Raw genomic sequence first — 20,812 nt, 5'->3', positions numbered from 1 at the left:
CAGACAACAATCAAGATGAGCTATTACTAAAACGCAAATATTTTTAAATTTTTACTTTGTTGTCAGCAAAATAACTTTTAAAATCAAAGCATAAAAACTAAATATTAATTCTCTAATAAAATCAATCTACATAATTTTTTAATTTTGATAAAATCCGCTATTATTGTTTTTATTTAGCAGTCGCATTTTTATAAGGAAAATTATGCTAATATGCAAACAGATTTTTGTAAAAAAGGTATAGAATTGAGACTTGGTGTAAATGAAACAGTTGATTTGATAGAAAATGCGCCGTTTTGTGAGCTTGGCGCTATGGCATTTGCCAAAAAAAGAGAACTCCACTCTGATAAAATCACTACTTTTATAGTAGATAGAAATATAAATTATACAAATATATGCTTTGTGGATTGCAAATTTTGCGCTTTTTGCAGACACGTAAATGATGATGAAGCTTATATTTTGAGTTTTGAAGAAATTAGTAAAAAAATCGATGAACTTTTGGAAATTGGCGGCACACAAATTCTTTTTCAAGGTGGCGTGCATCCGAAACTAAAAATTGATTATTATGAAAATTTGGTTGATTTTATACATAAAAAATATCCGCAAATAACTATTCACGGTTTTTCTGCCATTGAGATTGATTATATCGCAAAAGTTAGTCATATTTCGGCTATTGAAGTTTTAAAAAGGCTTCAAAACAAAGGACTTTACAGTATTCCAGGAGCCGGAGCGGAGATTTTGAGCGATAGAGTTCGAGATATTATCGCACCTAAAAAATGTTCAAGCGGACGTTGGCTTGAAATACATGCTCTAGCACATTCAATAGGTATGAAAACTACAGCTACGCAGATGTTCGGCACTGTCGAAACTACGCGTGAAATTGTGGAGCATTGGGAAAAAATCAGAGATTTACAGGATAAAACGGGCGGGTTTCGCGCATTTATTTTATGGAGCTTCCAAAGCGAGCATACAAAACTTATAAAAGAGCACCCGGAAATTTCAAAACAAAGTTCAAATCGTTATTTAAGACTGGTTGCGGCTGCGAGACTTTTTTTAGATAATTTTAAAAATATTCAAAGTTCTTGGGTCACACAAGGCTCATATATAGGGCAGTTGGCTTTAAAATTCGGTGCAAACGATCTTGGCTCCACCATGATGGAAGAAAACGTCGTAAAAGCGGCCGGAGCAAATTTCAGAATGAGTCAAAACGAAATGGTAACTCTTATAAAAGAAATAGACGAAATTCCTGCCAAACGCAATACAAATTATGATATATTGGAAATCTACAAATGAAAAAACTTGAAATTTCAGTAAAAAATGTGCATGTGCCGCTTCTTTATGAATATGATAACAGCTTACCTGTCGGGCTTTTTCGCATTGTTTTTAAAGTCTCAGGAAAAGTGGCTGAAAAAATAAAAGGAGTAGCAAGAGTTGTTTCAAATATGCTTGAAGACGGCACTTTAAGTTTGCCTGGAGCAAAATTTGCAAAGTTTCTTGAAATAAAAGCTGTGGAATTAAGCGTATCAGCCGGCCTTGAGACGTTTGTAATAGAGTTTAACTCTTTAAAAGAGCATTTCGGCTTTGCACTTGATAAGTTTGATGAGCTTTTGTGTGAGCCTAATTTCAGTGAAGAGTGTCTAAAAAAGGTAAAATTTCAAACGATAAGCGAGATAAAAAGTCTTAAAACTGAATTTGATTATGTAGCGCAAAATGCGTTAAATGAGCTGCTTTATACAAACGGCGCTCTTTCGTATCCTTTGATAGGAGATGAAAAAAGCGTGGAAAAAATTTCGCTTGAAAATGTACGCGAATTTTTTGAAATTTTGGATTTAAAAAATGCGTTTGTCGTTGTTTGCGGCGATATTGATTTGCAAAAATTTACTTCTGAAATTTCAAAAATTTTAGAAAATTTACCAGTTGGAAAAAAGCGTGAATTACCTATTTTTAGACCATCAAATAAAAAACAAAATAAAATTTTAAAAGAAAAAAGCGAGCAGGCGTTTATTTATTTCGGCGCGCCTTATGATGTAAATAAAGATGAACGATATAAGGCAAACGTTGCGATGAATGTTCTTGGGAGCAGCGGTTTCGGAACGCGCCTTATGGAAAGTATCCGTGTGAAAAACGGACTTGCATATTCGGCTTATGCCAGGGCAAACTTAAATCTAAGTCACAATCAAATTTCAGGATATCTGCAAACCAAAAATGAAAATTATAGTCGCGCAATAAAACTTGTAAAAAAGGAATTTGCAAATTTTGTAGAAAACGGAATAAGCCAAAAAGAGCTTGAAAATACTAAAAAATTCCTGCTTGGAAGTGCGCCGCTTCAAAAAGAGACGATGTTTAAAAGGCTTAAAATTTTGCAAAATGAATATTATTCAGGTATGGAATTCGGTGAATTTGAGCGAAATTTACAAAAAATCGCCGATTTGAAATTAAGCGAAATCAACGATTTTATAAGCGCGCACAGTGAAATTTCAGATCTCAGTTTTGCAAGCGTTTGCGGGGAAAATTTTGTATAATTTTGACGAAAAAGATTGCAAAAAATTAGCAAAAATGGGCGTTTCAAGTTTGCTTGATCTGGCTCTTATTTTGCCAAAAAGTTTTGATGATTTAAGTGTAAAAAATGAGCCGAACGAGGGCGATAATACAGTAGAAATAGAAACTAAAACTTTACAAAGCAGGAATTTTATACTTAATATTACAGCTTTTTGTTACACTTGGAACTGTGATATCAAAATCACGATTTTCAATGCCAGAGCGTGGCATTTCGGAGCTTTTAAAAAAGGTAAAAAGTTTTTTATACACGGAAAAAGTAACTTTAATTTCGGTTTTTGGCAATTCATAAATCCAAAAATTGTAACAAAAATCGGTGAAATTTCGCCTCATTATAAACTTGATTTAAAAGACGCCAGTGTACAGGAAATTTTGAAAAAATATATAAATTACGATGCTTTGATACAAGAAGGCTTAAATGAAGTTGAAGCGAATTTTATAATTCAAATCCACAAAAACAGCCAAAATAGCGTAAAAATCATCAAAAATTTGGATTTAAACGAAAAAGATCGAAAAATTTTAAGCTTTATTGAAATTTTCAGCTATTTAAAAAAACTGAGAGCTAAAAAACTTGATTTTCCTTGCAAAAATTTTGCGCTTACAGATATTTCAGCGTGGATTTCAAAACTTCCTTTTAAGCCGACAAACGATCAGCAAAAAGCGATTGATGATATAAAAAATGATTTAAGTTCGCCGATTGCTTCAAAACGCGTGATAATGGGTGATGTAGGAAGCGGAAAGACACTGGTGATTTTGGCGGCCGCTTTGATGAATTATCCTCAAATCAGCTATTTAATGGCGCCGACCAGTATTTTAGCCGAGCAAATTTTTAACGAAGCAAAAAGGCTTTTGCCGGATTTTATGAATACGATTTTGGTAAAAAGCGGTGAAAAAACGCTTAATTTAAACGGTGCGAATCTTGTTATAGGCACACACGCACTTCTTTATCACAATTTAGCAAAAAGCAATCTTGTAATGGTTGACGAACAACACAGATTCGGCTCAAATCAACGCGATAAAATCGCAGAGCTTACAAAAGACGGCAAATACAGAGCAAATTTTTTACAGTTTTCGGCTACACCGATTCCTAGAACTCTAAGTATGATTCAAAGCGAATATGTGAGTTTCAGTTTTCTAAAACAAATGCCGTTTAAAAAAGATATTCGCACGACAATTATCCAAAATAATGGTTTTAGCGAACTTTTAAGACATATAAAATCTGAAATTTCAAACGGCAGGCAAGTTATCATCGTCTATCCGCTCGTAGAAGAGAGTCAAACTTCAATTTATCAAAGTTTGGACGAAGGTACGTCGTTTTGGCAAAAAAGATTTAAAAATGTGATGATAACGCACGGAAAAGATAAAGATAAAGACAAAAAACTTGAAATTTTCAGAGATAGCGGAAGTTTACTTTTGACTACTACTGTAGTGGAAGTAGGAATTTCACTTCCACGCCTTAGTATTATTGTAATTGTAGGAGCTGAAAAAATGGGACTTGCTTCACTTCATCAGCTTCGCGGTCGTGTAGGACGAAATGGCGGCATCGGATATTGTTATCTTTATACTAAATTAGAAAGTATTCCTGAACGTCTGAAAGAATTTGCAGCAACGCTTGATGGATTTAAAGTAGCGGAAATCGATTTAAAAAATCGTCAGGCCGGAGATTTACTTGACGGCACAATTCAACACGGCGAAACATTTAACTATTTCGATTACGATGAAGATATCGCACTGAAAGCAAAAGAACGTCTTAAAAAATTTAAAATTTCACAAAATGATGAGATGAAATTTTAAATTCTACACTGTAATTTACAAATTTCATATAAAATAAATTTATTATAAAATTTCAAAATATCCTGACATAATAAAATTTCAACTTTTTATACTTGATGATAAAATTTTATAAGATTAAAAATTTTTCACAAAATAAACAACATTGTTATTAAAACATAAATTTTAAATAAAATACGATAAGCTGTTTTTTATTTATCGACAACGTTTTTAAGCTTAGATTGAATTTCATAAATATTTTTTATAAAAACCGATTTCAAAATTTTAAAGAACAAATTTATAAAATTTAAAAATATTTTAAAAAATATTCTATGACTCTACGCTCATTTTCGAGATTTGTCGGTGCGCCGTGTCCCGGATATATTTCAAAATTCTGTTTAATTTTTAAAATGTTTTGCAGTGAAATTTTCATATCTTTATGATTTGAAAAAGGAAAATCGCTTCTACCGACGGAACCGCGAAATATAACATCGCCGCTAAAAATTTTTGTATCGACCGGCGAAAACATCTCATCCAATGTTTCGGCGTTTCTGTTTATTTTTCCGTTGCTTACAAAAATCATCGAACATCCTGGCGTATGACCTGCGAAATGCGCAAATTTCACATTAAAATTTCCAAAAGTCAGAATTTCATCACCGCTCAATAAAAAATCAGGTGAAAATACATCATTCAGCTTTTCAAACGGATCTTTCGTGCAAAAAAATTCATCTTTTTCGTGGATATAAATTTTTATTCCTGAATTTTGCAGAATTTTATCATCGTAAGTATGATCAAAATGCCCGTGTGTATTTAATATAGCTAAAATTTTATCCGTATTTTCAAACACCCAAGGCGCAGCATTTTCTCCTGGATCTATTACAAGATCGCCCGATGTTCCTTTTATAATGTAGCAATTTGTGCCGTATTCTCCGAAAGCTTTTGATAAAATTTCCATAATTTTTCCTTAAAATTTTATATTTTAATTCGAATTTTATCCAAAAAAAGCTAAAATTCTAAAACAAAAAATATGGAATCAAAATGAACTTTATAAAAACCGAAAAAAAACTTATAAAATTTCTTAAAAAATCACTCTCTAAAACATACACTGAAAATTTTATTGTCGGCATTAGCGGCGGGCTTGATAGCGCCGTAGTTTCGGCACTTTGCGCTAAAGCAAAACCAAAAAATACTTTTGGACTTATTTTGCCTGCAAAAAGTTCCGATAAGAAAAATTTAAACGACGCTATATCACATTGCGAAAAATGGGGAATAAAATATGAAATTATAAGTATAGAGCCGTTTTTGCAGGCATTTCGTGATAGTAGGAATGATGAAATTTCTCGCATCAGGCTTGGAAATTTTGCCGCTAGAGTTCGTATGAGTCTGCTTTATGATTTTAGCGCTAAAATTTCAGGTGTAGTCGTAGGAACAAGTAATTTAAGTGAGCGAATGCTAGGATACGGCACAATTTACGGCGATTTGGCATGTGCATTTAATCCTATCGGCGAACTTTTTAAAACAGAAATTTTTGAGTTCGCAAAATTTTTAAATATAGATGAAAAAATTATATCAAAAGCTCCTAGTGCCGATCTTTGGGAAGGTCAAAGCGATGAAGGCGATTTAGGATATGATTATGCATCGCTTGATGAAATTTTACGCGCAATTTTGCGCAAAAAATCTCTTGCGAAATTTGATCAGGAAACCATAAATTTCATACAAAATAGAATAAAAAACAATAAATTTAAATTAAAAATGCCTAAAATTCTGCATTTAAAAGGATAGAAAATGCAAAATATTCCATTTTTTCGTGCTCATATAGACGAAAACGAAACATCACTGATAAATCAAGCATTGGCAAACAACAATACACGAATGGTCAGCGTTTTTGAAGAAGATATAAAACATTTTTTCGGTGTCAAACATGCTGTTTCTACCGATAACGGCGCAAATTCGCTTCATCTTGCTCTTTGTGCTATGGGAATAAAAAGAGGCGACAAAATTATTTGCTCGGTAAATGCTTTTCCAAGCGTGCCTGAATCGATTCGCAGATTTGATGCGGAAGCGATTTTGGTTGATATAAACGAAGATGATTTTAATATAAACGTGGCTGAGTTTGAGCGAACGTTAAAAGAGCACAACCATAAAAAATTAAAAGGAGCTTTTATAACTCACGTAGGCGGACAAAGCGCCGAAATGGATGAAATTTATGCACTTGCTAAGAAATATAATATAAAAATCATCGACGATGCCAGTAGAGCTATGGGAACTACATACAACGGCGTAAAAATCGGTTCTATAAAAGATTCTTTTATTTCCTGTTTTCAAATAAATCCGCAAGCGCAAGACACTATTTCTACGGCGGGATTTTTTACTACAAATGACGATGAAGTGGCGAAAAATGCTAGACTTTTACGCAATCACGRCATTGTTTCGGAAGGTTTTGATAAAGATGGAAATATAAATTATATCTACGATGTAACGGCAATCGGTCAAAAATGCGATTTAAACTCGATAAATGCGGCATATGCAAAAGCTCAGCTTTATAAAACGCCAAGTTTTATAGCGCGCCGTCAGGAAATAGCGAAAATTTATGACGAAGAGCTTTCCGAATGCGCGCATGTGCAAATTCCGATTAAAAAACGAAATCACACGTATTCTCATTACATAGTCAAAATCGATAAAAACAGAGATAATTTTGCACGCCAGTTAAAAGCCGCAGGAATCAACGTTTCGTTGCATTATATTCCGATTTATCTGCTTAGTTATTACAAAAACAAATACGGTTATAAAGTCAGTGATTTTCCACATGCCCTACGTTGCTACCAAAAAATACTTTCGCTTCCGATTTATGCGGCTCTTGGCGATGATGAAGTTTATTACATTTGCAATAAAATTAAAGAAATAGCAGCCACTCGTGCTTAAAAACGATTTTTTTCTTTGGGGCGAGAAATATTTTTACGCCCCTGATTTATTTCAAATTTCTCTTGCAATTTTGCTTTTGCCGTTCAGTTTTATATATTTTTGCGTTGTTTGTTTAAATAAATTTTTTGCAAAACCCGAAAATTTCGGTATTCCGATTATAAGTGTTGGAAATTTAACGCTTGGCGGAAACGGTAAAACACCGCTTACAATGGCGATTTTTAATGAGTTTTCACCAAAGTTTAAAACGTTTATAATTTTGCGCGGTTATGCCAGAAAAAGTAAGGGATTAGTTTTAGTTGCTAAAGATGGCGAAATTTTATGTGATATCGATAAAAGCGGCGATGAAGCAATGCTTTTTGCGACAAAGCTTAAAAATTCAAATGTCATTGTAAGTGAAAATCGCAAAATTGCTATAAATTATGCGAAAAATTTAGGCGCAAAGCTTATTTTACTGGATGACGGATTTTCAAAATTCGATATTTTAAAATTTGATATTTTGTTACGTCCGAATATCGCGCCGAAGCTGAATTTCATACTTCCAAGCGGCGCATGGAGATATCCTGAATTTTTTTATCGCTATGCCGATTTCATTCCAAATCAAAATGATATAAAATATAACTCAAAAATCATAAATGAAACGCCGAAAATGGTGTTGATTACAGCGATTGCGAAGCCGAATCGTTTGAGCGAATTTTTTAATAAAACAGCGGCGCAGGTGTTTTTTAGGGATCATTACGAATTTAACGAAAAAGAACTTGAGAAAATCGTGCAAAAATACGGCGCTACAAGCATTTTAACTACTGAAAAAGATTTCGTAAAAATGCAAAATTTCAAGTTTAAATTTTCGGTAATCATACAGGAGACAAAAATAAGCGAAAATTTTAAAACAGAGCTTCAACAATACATTAGCCAAAATTTGATAAAATAAAAACTTTTATAAAAAGGAAATTTTATGATAAAAAAATCAAAAACGGCTGAAGTAATAATCTCAGCACTACCTTATATACGCAAGTTCAGAGATAAGATTTTTGTTATAAAATACGGCGGCGCAGCGCAGACTGATGATAATTTGAAACTTAATTTCGCTCGCGATATTGTACTTTTGCATATGGTCGGCATAAAAATCATAATTATTCACGGCGGCGGCAAAAAAATAAATCAGACATTGGATCTTTTGGGCGTTAAAAGCGAGTTTGCAGATGGCCTTAGAATAACAGATAAAAAAAGTATTGAAATCGTGGAAATGGTGCTAAGTGGCGCCGTAAATAAACAAATCACGGCACTTTTAAATCAAAACGGCGCAAAAGCGATCGGCATTTGCGGAAAAGACGCGAATCTGCTTGAAGCTGAAGTTTTAAGCGGCGGAAAATACGGCTTTGTAGGCGAAATAAAAAACGTAAATGTAAATTTTTTAAAAGATTTACTTACAAATGATTATATACCTGTAATAGCGCCTATCGCTGCAAACGAAAAAAACGAAACTTTCAATATAAACGCCGATCTTTGCGCAAGCAAAATCGCAAGCGCTTTAAAAGCGGATAAAATCGTATTTTTGAGTGATATTGACGGCGTTTTGGATAAAAACGGCGAACTGATAAGCAAATTAAATCCGAATTTAATCGAAAATCTCAAAAAAGACGGCACGATAAGCGGTGGAATGATTCCGAAAATTGATGCTTGCGTAGAATGTATAGAAAATGGAGTTAAAAATGCTCATATAATAAACGGTAAAATTCCTCATTCTATACTTTTGGAGCTTTTTACTGATAACGGAATCGGCAGTATGGTGAAAGAAGTTTTTTAAAAAATGTTTAATAAAAAAGTTGTTTTTGATTATCCAAAACCAGTAAAATTGATAAAACAAATGATTAATTTATACACTAATTCAAATGATAACGATATAATTTTAGACTTCTTCGCAGGAAGCGGTACTACAGTGCACGCTGTTATGGAATTAAATGCCGAAGACGGCGGAAACAGAAAATTTATTTTAATGCAGATCAATGAAAAAATCGATGAACAAAAATCAAAAACGGCTTATGATTTTTGTAAGAACGAATTGAAAAGTAAAATTCCTGTTATCAGCGATATAACTGTAAAACGCGTGAAAAGAGCGGCTGCAAAAATAAAAACAGAAAAAAACACGGATTTCGGTTTTAAAATTTTCAGTATAGAAAACAGAGTAAAACTTCAAAAGCGAAAAGAAGAGCTGAACCTTACCGTGAGAAATATTTCACCGTTTGATGCAGCTTTAAATTTGATGCTTTCAAGCGGAAAAACGTTGGATTGCGATTTGATGGAAATATTTAAAGATAAACTTTATCGATATGAAAAGAGTTTTTATCTGGTGGATTGTGATGACGATGTTTTAAAATTTTTAAGGCAGCATAAAGAGTGCGAAATTTTTATAGACGGTTACGAAAATTTATCTTTGCAAAATTTTTTAAATTTAAATGAAATTTTTAAAGATAAAATAACGGTGATTTATTAAGGAGATATTATGAAGCTTTTTTCTACAAGAGATACAAAAGACAGTGTTGAATTTTCAGAAGCGCTTTTAAATCCGAGTGCGGCTTTCGGCGGACTTTACGCGCCTGAAATTTTGCCTGTATGCGATAAGAAATTTTGGCAGGAGAGCGAAAATTTAAGTTACAGAGATTTTGCTTTAAAGGTTATAGAAAAATTCGGTTTTGATATTTCAGGCGAAATTTTTGCGGAAGCACTTAAAAGATATAAAAATTTTGATGATCAAAAATGCCCTGTAAAATTTACAAAATTCAGCGAAAACTGTGAAATTCTGGAGCTTTATCATGGACCTACAAGAGCTTTTAAGGATATGGCACTTCAGCCTTTCGGTGAAATTTTAAGCAAAATCGCCGTTTCGCGCAAAGAAAATTATCTGATAATGTGTGCTACAAGCGGCGATACAGGACCTGCTACATTACAAACTTTTGCAAATGCAAAAAACACGCGCGTAATTTGTCTATATCCTAAAAACGGCACAAGCGAAGTGCAAAGACTTCAAATGGTAAATGCGGATGCCAAAAATCTGAAAACTATAGGTATAAAAGGAAATTTCGATGATGCGCAAAGAGCATTGAAAAATCTTTTAGCCGATAATGAATTTAAAGATGAGCTTGCTGCAAACGGTTTAAAATTGAGCGCCGCAAACTCTGTAAATTTCGGACGAATTTTATTTCAAATCATATATTATCTGTTTGCAAATCTGCATTTTAAAGGGCGAAATTTCAATGTAATCGTGCCAAGCGGAAATTTCGGAAATGCGCTTGGAGCGTATTATGCTAAAAAAATGGGTGCGAATATCGCAGATATCCGTATTGCTTCAAATGCAAACAATGTCTTGACAGAGCTTTTTACAAAAGGCATTTATGATTTAAGAAAGCGTTCGCTTATCAAGACGATGAGCCCGGCTATGGATATTTTAATAAGTTCGAATGTTGAGCGGCTTTTGTTTGATAAATTCGGCGATATCAGAACGCGCGAACTTATGAGAGATTTAAAGGAAAACAGATTTTATAAGCTTACGGATGATGAACTGAAAGAGCTTAAAAATGATTTTAAAGCGGGCTTTTCAAATGATGAAGAGTGCTCTGAAATAATTAAAAAAGTAAGTGAAAAAGGAATTTTAATCGATCCTCACACCGCAAATTGTTTTAAACTGATAAATGAAAACGGGAAAAATTTAATCGTATCGACCGCCGAATGGTTGAAATTTACACCATCGATGGTAAAAGCGATAAATGGTGGTATGAAAAGCGATGAAAAAAGCGAAATGAATGCTCTTGCGGAAAAATTTAATGTTAAAATTCCAAAAAGTATTTCATCGCTTTTCGAAAGAAGTGAAATTCACAAAGATATCGCAGAACAAAATGAAATAAAAAATAAAATTATAGAATGGATAAAAAAATGATAGTAATTCCTGCCAGACTAGCTTCAACGCGTTTTAAAGATAAAATTTTATGTGATATAAAAGGTATGCCGATGTTTATAGCGACAGCAAAAAACGCTTCAAAAGTGGACGATGTGCTGATTGCAGTAGATGACGAAAAAGTGCTTAAAATAGCCCGAAAATATGAATTTAAAGCGATTATGACGGATAAAAATCATCAAAGCGGCACCGATAGAATAAATGAAGCGGTGCAAAATTTCGGTATTAAAGATGACGAAATAATAATCAATGTTCAAGCCGATGAGCCTTTTTTCGAGTCTGAAAATTTGCGTAAATTTAAAGATTTTGCCGCTAGAAAAATTACTTCAAACGAAGCTTTTATGGCAAGTTGTTACAAAAAAGTAAGTGATGAAGATGCCGAAAATCCGAATCTTGTGAAAGTCGTGCTTGATAAATTTGAAAATGCGATATATTTCAGTCGCGCGCCGATACCATATCCAAGAGCGGAATTTCACGATTATTTCGGACATATCGGCATTTATGCCTACAGCGTTAAAAATTTGCGTGAATTTTGCGCTTTTGCGCCTTCTATTTTGGAAAATACGGAAAAACTGGAACAGCTTCGCGCACTATCAAACGCTAAAAAAATCGCAATGTGCGAAATAAAAACCGCAAGTATCGGCATTGATACAAAGCAAGATTATGAAGCAGCGTTAAAGAAATTCATATGACAAAAGATAAATTTATACAGGAAAATTCACATTATATAGAGTTGCTGCAAAAATTTTGCAATGATAAATTCGGCAAAGGTTCAAAATTAAGCGGAAGTTTGCAGCTGAATTACAAAGGCGAATTTTTAGGCGAACTTCCGTATGAGCTTTGTAAAGAGTGCGAAGAACTGCTTTTTGAGATAAATGAAAAATTTTTAACATGCCCGATTGCTAAAAAACCGAAATGCAGCGAGTGTTTGCAAAACTGCTTCAAACCTGAAATTTGGAAAAAAATCGAACTTATTTTGCCGAAACAGGAGCAAGATAGCCTCAGTAAAATTAAAGAGTTTTTAAATAAGGAAATCATATGAGCGAAGCCGAATATCTAAAAGCGGTGGAAATGCTCAATATATGGGCAAAAGCTTATTATACGCAAGATAATCCTTTAGCTACGGACATCGAATATGACGTGCTTTATAAAAAAGTCGAAACTTTTGAAAATGAGTTTCCTGATTTAAAAGTTTCCTATTCGCCTACTAATCGCGTGGGAGATGCCGTAAGCGAAGGTTTTGAAAAGATAAATCACAAAGCGAAAATGTGGTCTATGGAGGATATTTTTGATGATAACGAGCTTTTGGCTTGGCTTGAACGCGGCGAAAAAGCAGGTTTGGAATTTTTCGTTGAGCCGAAATTTGACGGAGCAAGTTTAAATTTAACTTATGAAAACGGCGTTTTAATTTCGGCAGGAACGCGCGGAAATGGTGAAACAGGCGAAAATGTAACGCAAAATGTGAAAGTTATTAACTCTATTCCTTTGCAAATCGATTATAAAGAAAAAATTGAAATCAGAGGCGAAGTCGTAATCGCTAAAAGTGACTTTGACGCACTTAATGATGAGCGTGCAAACAGCGGTGAAAATCTTTTTGCAAATCCTAGAAATGCGGCAGCCGGAAGTCTTCGCCAACTTGACAGCGCCGTGGTAAAATCGCGCCATTTAAAATTTTTTCCTTGGGATGTCGGAGAAAATTCTCTAAATTTTAAAAAACACAGTGAAATTATGGAGTTTGTGCGAAATTTAGGCTTTTTAAAAGATGATTTTGTAAGAGTTTGCGCTTCTTTAACGGATTTAAGAAAAGCCTATGTGGATTTACACGAAATGCGAGAACGTAAAGATATTTTAATGGATGGAATGGTAATTCGTATAAATGAACTTACAAAATGTGAAAATATGGGTTATACAATTAAATTTCCACGCTTTATGGTCGCGTATAAATTTCCGCCTGTCGAAAAAGCGACTAAACTTATCGATATAAATTTACAAGTCGGCCGCACAGGTGTAATCACGCCCGTAGGAGTTTTGGAGCCTGTAAATATAGATGGCGCAACAGTGCGAAACGCCACACTTCACAATTTCGATGAAATCGCGCGTCTTGGGCTTATGAAAGGCGATATCGTAAGTATAATACGAAGCGGCGATGTAATTCCTAAAATCACAGGCGTTTTCGGTGCGCGCAGAAATGGAAGTGAAACGCCGATAAAAAGACCGGAGTTTTGTCCTGTTTGCGGAAGCAGACTTTTGGTGGAAGATATTTTTATAAGATGTCAAAATCTCACTTGCAAAGCGCGTATTGTAAATTCGCTGATATATTTTTGCTCTAAAAAATGTATGAATATAGACGGTCTTGGCGAAGCTATCATAAATACACTTTTTGAAAAAGGTAAAATTATAAATATATCGGACATTTACACATTGAAAGCTGATGATTTGGAAGGACTTGAAGGATTTAAAGACAAAAAAATTTCAAATCTTTTAGCATCTATTGAAAATAGTAGGATTTCACCACTTTATAGGTTTATTACAGCACTTGGAATCGAACATATAGGCGAAGTGGCCGCCAGAAAAATCGCTGAAATTTTTGGCGAAAATTGGCTGAATGCAAGTTTTGATGAAATTTTAAAAATCGACGGATTCGGTGAAGCGATGGCGAAAAGTTTTGTCGGTTTTTGTGAGATAAATCGCGAAAAAATTGAAAATTTACTTTCTTTTTTGCATTTAAGCGCCCAAAAAACTGAAATTTCACAAAATGTTTTCACAAAAAAAACTGTTGTAATTACAGGAACTCTCAGCATTTCGCGCGACGAGATGAAAGAAAAACTCATCAAAATGGGTGCAAATGTAACAAACTCCGTTTCTAAAAAAACGGATTTCGTGCTTTTTGGAAAAGATGCCGGAAGTAAGCTTGAAAAAGCAAAAATGCTTGGCGTAAAAGCGATAAGCGAAGATGAGTTTAAGGAAATGCTTTGAGATTTGATAAATTCGTTGCAAGTAAATTAAACATAAGCAGAAATCAGGCGAGTGCGTTGATAGAGGCGGAAAAAATTTTATTAAACGGTGAAATATGCGCTAAAAATTCATTTGAAATTTCCGGCGGAGATATCGATGTGATTGATGAAATTTATGTAGGACGCGGCGCTTTAAAACTTAAAAGTTTTTTAAAATCCATAAAAAAAGCCACGTTCGGCGCTAAAATTTTTGATGAAATAAATAATGCCACATGCCTTGATATAGGAAGCTCTACCGGAGGATTTGTGCAAATTTTACTTCAAAATGGTGCAAAAAGCGTAGTAGCGCTTGATGTCGGCACTTCTCAATTGGCTGAAATTTTAAAAAATGATGAGCGTGTAGAAGTGTATGAAAATACTGATATTCGTTCTTTTGAAAGCAAAATCAAATTTGATTTTGTAACATGCGATGTAAGTTTTATTTCACTTAATTTAATTATAGAGCGCATTTTAAAATTATCAAAAAAATACGTAATAATTCTTTTTAAACCGCAATTTGAAGTCGGAAAAGAGGCAAAAAGAGATAAAAAAGGCGTCGTTAAAGATGAAAAAAAAATTGCACTGGCAAAAGCGCTTTTTGAGCAAAATATTTATAGCTCTGGTGCTGAAATTCTGCTCTGCGAGCTTTGTCAAATTGCCGGTAAAAACGGCAATAATGAATATTTTTATTTAATACAAAAGGAAAAAGATGTTTAAGAAAATCATATGTTTTTTATTTTTTGCTGTTTTTATCAGTTCGTGCGCACAAAAAAACACGGACACTTTTAAAGCCGAAGTTGTTGCAAATTTCGAACTTTCAAAATTTCTTGGTCTTTGGTATGAAATTGCAAATTATGACGGTAAAAATGATGAAAACAATGTAATTTTGGAATTTTATGCCGATAAAATCGGTGAAGTAAGCGTTATGAAATCATCAAATATCGGTGAAAAACCACAAAAATTGCAAGTTTCAAATTTGAATTTTCCGTTAGGATCCACAGTCGGCAGTTTTGAAATAAATAAATTTATGCTTAAAAAAACTTATAATATTGTTAAAATTGAGCCTAATTACGATTACGCCTTAATTTTTTCAGATGACGGAAAAGAGCTGTTTATGCTTTCTCGCACAAAAACAATGCCGGAAATTATTCGTTATCTTTATTCTCAAAGTGCCAAAAATAACGGTTTTGATCTTAAAAAACTAAATTGGGTGAAGCAGAAATGAGCCGAAATTTGCAAAATTTTATGCAAAATATTACGCAAATTGCAATTGGAAATTTTGACGGAATTCATAAAGCTCATCAGGTTTTGATTAAAAAACTGAGCGAAAATGGCGCTGTAGTGGTAATTTTAAATGAAAATAAAAATTTGACGCCTTATAAATTCAGAGAAAATTTCAGTAATTTGCCGTTTATTTATTTTGAGTTGAATACTTTGCGAAATTTAAGCGGCGGTGAGTTTTTAGATTTTTTAAGCGAAAAATTTCCGCATTTAAATAAAATTGTAGTCGGATACGATTTTCGTTTCGGTAAAGATCGCGCTTTCGATACAAACTTTTTGCGAAAAAATTTTTCCGGGGAAGTTTATGTAATGCCTGAGTTTAAAATCGAAGGTATCGGTGTACACAGCTCTTTGATAAAGGATTTTTTAGACAAAGGCGAACTTGAAAATGCAAAAAAATTTCTTGGAAGAGATTATGAAATTTCAGGAGAAATTGTCAAAGGGCAGGGGCTTGGAAAAGTCTCTTTGGTAGCGACTTTAAATATTCTGGCGGATAATTTCTATTTGCCTAAAAACGGTGTTTATTCATCTTTTTGCAGTCTTGATAACAGCGCATGGCAAAAAAGTGTGAGTTTTATCGGCGTGCGTGAAAGCACCGATGGAAATTTTGCAATCGAAACGCATATTTTAGAAAATTTCAGTGATAAAAATTATAAAAATTGCAGGATTAAATTTATAAAATTCTTGCGCGAAAACCGAAAATTTAGTGATTTAAATGCATTAAAATCACAAATTTCAGAAGATATACAAAATGCTGAAATCAGTTTAAAGGGCAAAAATGAAAGATGAAATTTTTAAAAATGAGATAAAAAAACAATTCGAATTCGATGAAAATGTGGCAAGCGTTTTCGATGACATGATTTCTAGATCAGTGCCTTATTACCGCGAAAGTTGCGAGCTTTCAGGCGAAATTTTGGCGCGAAGTTTAAAAGAGAAAGCAAAAATTATCGATCTTGGTTGTTCGACGGCTGAATTTTTGATTGCGCTTCATCACAAACGCCCTGATTTTGAACTTTTCGGCGTAGATAATTCTGAAAGTATGCTGAAAATAGCAAAGCGAAAATCTATGGCGCACGGCGCTAAAATAGATTTTAAAAATGAAGATATTTTAAATTGCGATTTAAAAGGCTTTGATTGCGCTATTTTAAACTATACTTTGCAGTTCATTCGCCCTATAAAAAGATCCGATTTTGTAGCGAAAATTTATTCGAATCTTGCAAATAACGGCATTTTAATTATGGCTGAAAAATTAATTTATGATGATAAAACTCTGGCTGCTCAAATGATTGAAATTTATGAAAATTATAAGCAAAAGCAAGGATATTCGGCTTTTGAAATAGCACAAAAAAGAAAAGCTTTGGAAAATATTTTAATTCCTTTCAGCGAAACGGAAAATCGCCAAATGCTTAAAAATGCAGGCTTTAAGATAGTTGAAGTTATATTTAAATGGGCAAATTTCGCCGTATTTTTGGCAAAAAAATAACTTTTATGACAAAAAATTATGAAAAAGATAAACAGGTTTTTCAGCTTTAAATGACCAATGATTTGAAATCAGTTTTCGCTTTAAAATGATTATAATAAAAATCCGATTATTTTAAAGCTAAAATAGATCATTGACTGAAAAAGAAAGTTTAAATTTTAAACTACATAAAATTTATTTAATTTAAAAATTTCTTTGCAAATTCAAACAATACTATTTAGAATTTTAATTTAAAGCGGCTACGTAATTTCGTCCGAGTAAATTTAATAAGCTTTAAAAGTGGTATTATAAAAATTTTATTACACAAAAAATATGATAAATCAGTTGCGATAAAAAGACCTTAAATTTTTGAATTTCAAATCATAAAAATTTTAAGTTGAAATGATTCGGTTGGCGGCGATTAAACTTTTAAAGTATTATAGAATGCGTTAAAATAATGCTCAAAACGCCAATTGAATTAATGTAATGAAAATATCAATATTTTTTTAAATAAGTTATGATTTTTATTTGAAATATAAAATTGAATAAAATCATTCAAAACTTGACTTTTTTTGAATTAGCAGAATTTTATGAAAATTATATAAAATTCTTAATTTTTAAGCTGTTTTTATACAAAATGAATATTAAATTTAACAGTAAAACAAAAATCATCAAAAAATAAATTTTATTTATTAAAAAAATATTTATTAATAAACAATAAAATTAAATCGCTTTAAAAAAATATAAGGAGAAAAAATGTTAGTAACAAAAAAAGCGCCGAATTTCACAGCGACTGCTGTTTTAGGGGACAATAAAATAGTAGATGATTTTAATCTTTATAAAAATTTAGGCCCGAAAGGGGCGGTTGTATTTTTCTATCCGAAAGATTTTACATTCGTATGTCCTAGCGAAATTATCGCATTCGATCACAGATATCAGGATTTTAAGGATCGTGGTATTGAAGTTATCGGTATTAGCACGGATAATGAATTTTCGCATCTTGCGTGGAAAAATACACCTATAAATAAGGGCGGTATCGGTCAAATAAAATATCCGTTAGTAGCCGATATTACAAAAGATATCGCAAGAAGTTTTGATGTGCTTTATGCAAATGCGGTTGCGCTTAGAGGTTCGTTTTTACTTGACAAAGACGGAACTGTTCGCCACATGGTGTTAAATGATGATGCACTTGGCAGAAATATCGATGAAATGCTTAGAATGGTCGATACTATGCTTTTCACAAACGAAAATGGCGTTGTTTGTCCGGCAGGCTGGAACAAAGGCAAAGAAGCTATGAAAGCAAATCCACAAGGCGTTGCAGATTATCTTGGCAAAAATGCCGATAAATTATAATTTTTTTTAAGCGGAAATTTTGCTATTTCGGCGAATTTCCGCCTTTTTTAACTCCATATTATTAATCCAAAATAGTCGATTTTAAAAAATTCTATTAAAAATTTAAAAGATTTTTTAAATTTTCACAAAATCTTTTTTATAAATTTCATATTTAAATTTTAAGTGTAATGTTAAAATAATAAGCGCGAAAAATACAATTTGAATAGCGCTAAATTCCTGCTTTATATAAGTTTTTTACGCATTTAAAAATAGCTTGAAGAGTTATGGTGTTTATAATAAAAAAACTTCGTAGTGATTTTTTTACAATCTAAAATTCAAGCTGTAAATAAAATAATTACACAAATTTTAAAGCTAATTTTTTATCAGCGATTATTTTTTAAAAAATAATCTCAATATAAAGCAAATGTAAGTCGTATATGAAAATAATTTATAATTTTAAGAACAAGGTCTTAATATTAAACTAAATTATTAAATTAAACTTAAAAAATTATTTATAATTTCAAAATAAATAAGAAGAGTATTGTAGACGGCTTACTTGGCGATTTTTCATTAACTCATTTAAAAACAAATAGACGAAAAAACTGAAATTTCTAAGTTTTTTAATGACTTGAAATAAACAGATAAAAATCAGCGTAGCAAATTAACTTAACAGTTTAAATCAAAATTTTTATCCGATTACGCAAAACTATTTAAAATATTATTTATAGATATAAGTGATAATGCAAGTAAAAAGCGAAATTTTAATCATTTAAACTATAAAATTGTTAAAAAGCAAAATCAAAACTCACTTATGTATCGCTGTGGTAACGGTAAAATATAATTATTTAAAACTAAAAATAAGCGCTTTTATTAAGCATATTCGATTATTTAGAAAATTTTGCAAAGATTTATAAATTTCAATTTTAAACTAAAAGAATGTTTTTACAATTCCTACGCGGGTTGTTATGTTTCGGCGCGGCTGTAAGCCGAGTTCTGTTTTTGTGGCCATTTATCTACATCGCTTTTTGCAAAGCGATTTCAGCGAAGTATCAAAATCATAAGACAAAACCATAACTTCTTGCTGCAGATTGGGTTTGCAAAGCCATTTAAGTTTCCAAAAATGCTGGTGAGCTCTTACCTCACCGTTTCACCATCGCCGATTTTCTTTATTTTATACACATTTAAATTTGTGCTTTTAAAAGTGAAATTTTTAAATTTCAGACGTTAATTTAAGCGTATTTCAAATAACATTTTGCACAAAATAAAGAAAATCGGCAGTCTGTTTTCTGTTGCACTTTCCCTAAGGTTGCCCTCGGCGTCCGTTAGACGCAATCCTGTCTTATAGCAGCTCGGACTTTCCTCTTTTTCAAGCGACCACTTGCCGCACCGAAGTTTTGATTTTAACTAAAAATCGCTTAAATTTCGTTAATTTCTTTGTGTAAAATTTCTTCTAAAATCACGGTTGCGTATGAGCCTTTCGGAAGGTAAAATTCCAGGTTTAGTTGCGCGTTTTGTTCGTCATAAATACAGTTTGCGTTTTCTATAAAACTCCATAAATAGCGAAATGTGCCGTTGAGTTGCGGTAAATATGCGTAACATTTTTCATAAATTTCATTTTCAAAACGCGCAGAAAGCATTTGGCTTTTCAGTTTGATATTTCCGAGCAAAAGTCCGCTAGGTGAAATCTCGCGTCTTAAAAATCTTTGAACTTCATCATTTAAATTTTCGCAGACAAAAAATTTACCGTGTGGAAAATGTCCTAAAATGTCGCCGTTTAAAATTTTAAAAAACTGCTTTTGATTAATGATAGAAGAAACTTCATCGTCTTGTAAATCATAAATTTTAGCCAGCTGTGCGCCAGAAAACTCGCCTGCCATTTTTGAAATTTCAACTCTTTTTTCCAAATATTTATTAAAAAGTTTGCTTTGAAATGCGGAAATTAAAAAATTTCGCATTTTAGGATTTTTAAACTTTTTCTCTCCTTTTAAAATTTTCTCGCCCTGTTCGAAATTATCGCTGAATTTTCCAAATCTTTGATAACCGAAATAGTTTGCAAAACCTTGATTTGCGATAGTTTGCAAAGCCGCCTGTATTTTTTGTGCATCAATTTGCGAAACTTTTTTTAAACGAATAAAAAAGTTATTTCCTTTTAAATGTCCTATTTTTAACTTATTTTTATGTTTTGTTATGCTTAAAATTTTAATTTTTTCGTGCGAAAAATTTTCAATGTCCGCTACAAATTTTGCCGGAAAACTTATAAATTGCGAAGTAAGACCATCTTTGTCTTTAAGACCCGCGTAGCCGAAATCTCTAATTTTAACTCCTAAATGTTCACTTAAAATATGAAGCGCATCGAAAGTGGTAAGATCTTTTTTTTGCAAGCAAATCACGCAATGCTCGCCATCTCCGCTAAAATCATAAAGCGGCACTTCGCGCACGATAAAATCGCGTGAATTTTTCGTAAAATATGCATCAATCGGGCTGTGTGAAAGTGTATATAAAAAATTTGCCAATTTTTATCCTTTTTTCGCGAGATTTTACAAAAATTTAACT

Annotated in this window: 19 protein-coding genes and 1 other RNA gene; 17 read left to right on the top strand and 3 right to left on the bottom strand. The window is 32.7% G+C overall.

The window, feature by feature from the left end; all coding sequences use genetic code 11:
• The first annotated feature begins 210 nt into the window (after positions 1-210).
• From CHAB381_RS04810 to recG, 3 genes are read left to right on the top strand one after another with little or no spacing between them, the layout of a single operon-like run.
• Positions 211-1,290: a dehypoxanthine futalosine cyclase gene (locus CHAB381_RS04810; protein ID WP_012108885.1), complete on the top strand. Its 1,080-nt coding sequence runs from the start codon at positions 211-213 to the stop codon at positions 1,288-1,290.
• Positions 1,287-2,519 carry a M16 family metallopeptidase gene (locus tag CHAB381_RS04805; RefSeq protein ID WP_012108884.1) on the top strand — a complete coding sequence of 411 codons (1,233 nt, stop codon included), beginning with the start codon at positions 1,287-1,289 and terminating at the stop codon, positions 2,517-2,519. The genes CHAB381_RS04810 and CHAB381_RS04805 overlap by 4 nt, the downstream gene beginning before the upstream one ends.
• Positions 2,520-2,553: 34 nt before the next feature.
• Positions 2,554-4,347, top strand: coding sequence for an ATP-dependent DNA helicase RecG (recG, locus tag CHAB381_RS04800; protein WP_049752855.1), 1,794 nt, complete (start codon positions 2,554-2,556; stop codon positions 4,345-4,347).
• Positions 4,348-4,630: 283 nt separating this feature from the next.
• Here the strand turns inward: recG and CHAB381_RS04795 are convergent, their stop codons facing one another.
• On the bottom strand, positions 4,631-5,278 hold the full coding sequence (locus CHAB381_RS04795; RefSeq protein ID WP_012108882.1) for an MBL fold metallo-hydrolase: 648 nt from the start codon (positions 5,276-5,278) through the stop codon (positions 4,631-4,633).
• Between the two features lie 83 nt (positions 5,279-5,361).
• On the opposite strand from CHAB381_RS04795, the gene CHAB381_RS04790 reads away from it, so the two are divergent.
• The 14 genes from CHAB381_RS04790 to CHAB381_RS04725 all read left to right on the top strand — a co-directional run bounded on the left by CHAB381_RS04790 (position 5,362) and on the right by CHAB381_RS04725 (position 18,280).
• Entirely contained in the window at positions 5,362-6,105 is a 744-nt protein-coding gene (locus tag CHAB381_RS04790) for an NAD+ synthase (protein WP_012108881.1), read from the top strand.
• Between the two features lie 3 nt (positions 6,106-6,108).
• Positions 6,109-7,245, top strand: coding sequence for a DegT/DnrJ/EryC1/StrS family aminotransferase (locus tag CHAB381_RS04785; RefSeq protein ID WP_041570493.1), 1,137 nt, complete (start codon positions 6,109-6,111; stop codon positions 7,243-7,245).
• A complete protein-coding gene (locus tag CHAB381_RS04780; protein WP_012108880.1) occupies positions 7,238-8,173 on the top strand; it encodes a tetraacyldisaccharide 4'-kinase in 936 nt (311 codons plus the stop codon). Before CHAB381_RS04785 ends, CHAB381_RS04780 begins: the two co-directional genes overlap by 8 nt.
• A gap of 24 nt (positions 8,174-8,197) precedes the next feature.
• Positions 8,198-9,049, top strand: coding sequence for an acetylglutamate kinase (argB, locus tag CHAB381_RS04775; RefSeq protein ID WP_012108879.1), 852 nt, complete (start codon positions 8,198-8,200; stop codon positions 9,047-9,049).
• 3 nt (positions 9,050-9,052) lie between these two features.
• The gene (locus tag CHAB381_RS04770; protein WP_012108878.1) at positions 9,053-9,736 is read left to right on the top strand and encodes a DNA methyltransferase; all 684 of its coding nucleotides are present in this window, start codon (positions 9,053-9,055) and stop codon (positions 9,734-9,736) included.
• Positions 9,737-9,745: 9 nt separating this feature from the next.
• Entirely contained in the window at positions 9,746-11,176 is a 1,431-nt protein-coding gene (thrC, locus tag CHAB381_RS04765) for a threonine synthase (protein ID WP_012108877.1), read from the top strand.
• Positions 11,173-11,886: a 3-deoxy-manno-octulosonate cytidylyltransferase gene (kdsB, locus tag CHAB381_RS04760; protein WP_012108876.1), complete on the top strand. Its 714-nt coding sequence runs from the start codon at positions 11,173-11,175 to the stop codon at positions 11,884-11,886. Before thrC ends, kdsB begins: the two co-directional genes overlap by 4 nt.
• Positions 11,883-12,236 carry a nitrous oxide-stimulated promoter family protein gene (locus tag CHAB381_RS04755; protein ID WP_012108875.1) on the top strand — a complete coding sequence of 118 codons (354 nt, stop codon included), beginning with the start codon at positions 11,883-11,885 and terminating at the stop codon, positions 12,234-12,236. Before kdsB ends, CHAB381_RS04755 begins: the two co-directional genes overlap by 4 nt.
• Complete coding sequence (ligA, locus tag CHAB381_RS04750; protein ID WP_012108874.1) at positions 12,233-14,170, top strand: NAD-dependent DNA ligase LigA; 1,938 nt, start codon at positions 12,233-12,235, stop codon at positions 14,168-14,170. Before CHAB381_RS04755 ends, ligA begins: the two co-directional genes overlap by 4 nt.
• Positions 14,167-14,904 carry a 23S rRNA (cytidine-2'-O)-methyltransferase TlyA gene (gene tlyA, locus CHAB381_RS04745; RefSeq protein WP_012108873.1) on the top strand — a complete coding sequence of 246 codons (738 nt, stop codon included), beginning with the start codon at positions 14,167-14,169 and terminating at the stop codon, positions 14,902-14,904. The genes ligA and tlyA overlap by 4 nt, the downstream gene beginning before the upstream one ends.
• Positions 14,897-15,412, top strand: a complete 516-nt coding sequence (locus CHAB381_RS04740; protein WP_012108872.1) for a lipocalin family protein — start codon at positions 14,897-14,899, stop codon at positions 15,410-15,412. Before tlyA ends, CHAB381_RS04740 begins: the two co-directional genes overlap by 8 nt.
• Positions 15,394-16,257, top strand: coding sequence for a bifunctional riboflavin kinase/FAD synthetase (locus CHAB381_RS04735; RefSeq protein ID WP_143297189.1), 864 nt, complete (start codon positions 15,394-15,396; stop codon positions 16,255-16,257). The genes CHAB381_RS04740 and CHAB381_RS04735 overlap by 19 nt, the downstream gene beginning before the upstream one ends.
• On the top strand, positions 16,247-16,951 hold the full coding sequence (cmoA, locus tag CHAB381_RS04730; protein ID WP_012108870.1) for a carboxy-S-adenosyl-L-methionine synthase CmoA: 705 nt from the start codon (positions 16,247-16,249) through the stop codon (positions 16,949-16,951). The genes CHAB381_RS04735 and cmoA overlap by 11 nt, the downstream gene beginning before the upstream one ends.
• A 732-nt stretch (positions 16,952-17,683) precedes the next feature.
• Positions 17,684-18,280 carry a peroxiredoxin gene (locus CHAB381_RS04725; RefSeq protein WP_012108867.1) on the top strand — a complete coding sequence of 199 codons (597 nt, stop codon included), beginning with the start codon at positions 17,684-17,686 and terminating at the stop codon, positions 18,278-18,280.
• Between the two features lie 945 nt (positions 18,281-19,225).
• On the opposite strand, the gene rnpB is transcribed toward CHAB381_RS04725, so the two are convergent.
• Together rnpB and truD are read right to left on the bottom strand one after the other, a co-directional pair.
• An RNA gene (rnpB, locus tag CHAB381_RS08570) (RNase P RNA component class A) lies at positions 19,226-19,649 on the bottom strand.
• 25 nt (positions 19,650-19,674) lie between these two features.
• Positions 19,675-20,772, bottom strand: a complete 1,098-nt coding sequence (gene truD, locus CHAB381_RS04720; protein ID WP_012108866.1) for a tRNA pseudouridine(13) synthase TruD — start codon at positions 20,770-20,772, stop codon at positions 19,675-19,677.
• Positions 20,773-20,812 lie beyond the last annotated feature (40 nt).

The organism is Campylobacter hominis ATCC BAA-381 (assembly GCF_000017585.1).
Lineage (GTDB): Bacteria > Campylobacterota > Campylobacteria > Campylobacterales > Campylobacteraceae > Campylobacter_B > Campylobacter_B hominis.
This window is presented reverse-complemented; position numbering and strand designations above follow the sequence as displayed.

What these genes read in the sequence shown, in the direction of transcription:
- CHAB381_RS04740 (WP_012108872.1), top strand. Translation starts at nt 14,897, where the DNA reads ATGTTTAAGAAAATCATATGTTTTTTATTTTTTGCTGTTTTTATCAGT.
- CHAB381_RS04770 (WP_012108878.1), top strand. Translation starts at nt 9,053, where the DNA reads ATGTTTAATAAAAAAGTTGTTTTTGATTATCCAAAACCAGTAAAATTG.
- CHAB381_RS04795 (WP_012108882.1), bottom strand. Translation starts at nt 5,278, where the DNA reads ATGGAAATTTTATCAAAAGCTTTCGGAGAATACGGCACAAATTGCTAC.
- CHAB381_RS04755 (WP_012108875.1), top strand. Translation starts at nt 11,883, where the DNA reads ATGACAAAAGATAAATTTATACAGGAAAATTCACATTATATAGAGTTG.
- CHAB381_RS04790 (WP_012108881.1), top strand. Translation starts at nt 5,362, where the DNA reads ATGAACTTTATAAAAACCGAAAAAAAACTTATAAAATTTCTTAAAAAA.
- CHAB381_RS04810 (WP_012108885.1), top strand. Translation starts at nt 211, where the DNA reads ATGCAAACAGATTTTTGTAAAAAAGGTATAGAATTGAGACTTGGTGTA.
- CHAB381_RS04725 (WP_012108867.1), top strand. Translation starts at nt 17,684, where the DNA reads ATGTTAGTAACAAAAAAAGCGCCGAATTTCACAGCGACTGCTGTTTTA.
- CHAB381_RS04805 (WP_012108884.1), top strand. Translation starts at nt 1,287, where the DNA reads ATGAAAAAACTTGAAATTTCAGTAAAAAATGTGCATGTGCCGCTTCTT.
- argB (WP_012108879.1), top strand. Translation starts at nt 8,198, where the DNA reads ATGATAAAAAAATCAAAAACGGCTGAAGTAATAATCTCAGCACTACCT.
- thrC (WP_012108877.1), top strand. Translation starts at nt 9,746, where the DNA reads ATGAAGCTTTTTTCTACAAGAGATACAAAAGACAGTGTTGAATTTTCA.
- kdsB (WP_012108876.1), top strand. Translation starts at nt 11,173, where the DNA reads ATGATAGTAATTCCTGCCAGACTAGCTTCAACGCGTTTTAAAGATAAA.
- recG (WP_049752855.1), top strand. Translation starts at nt 2,554, where the DNA reads ATGGGCGTTTCAAGTTTGCTTGATCTGGCTCTTATTTTGCCAAAAAGT.
- cmoA (WP_012108870.1), top strand. Translation starts at nt 16,247, where the DNA reads ATGAAAGATGAAATTTTTAAAAATGAGATAAAAAAACAATTCGAATTC.
- ligA (WP_012108874.1), top strand. Translation starts at nt 12,233, where the DNA reads ATGAGCGAAGCCGAATATCTAAAAGCGGTGGAAATGCTCAATATATGG.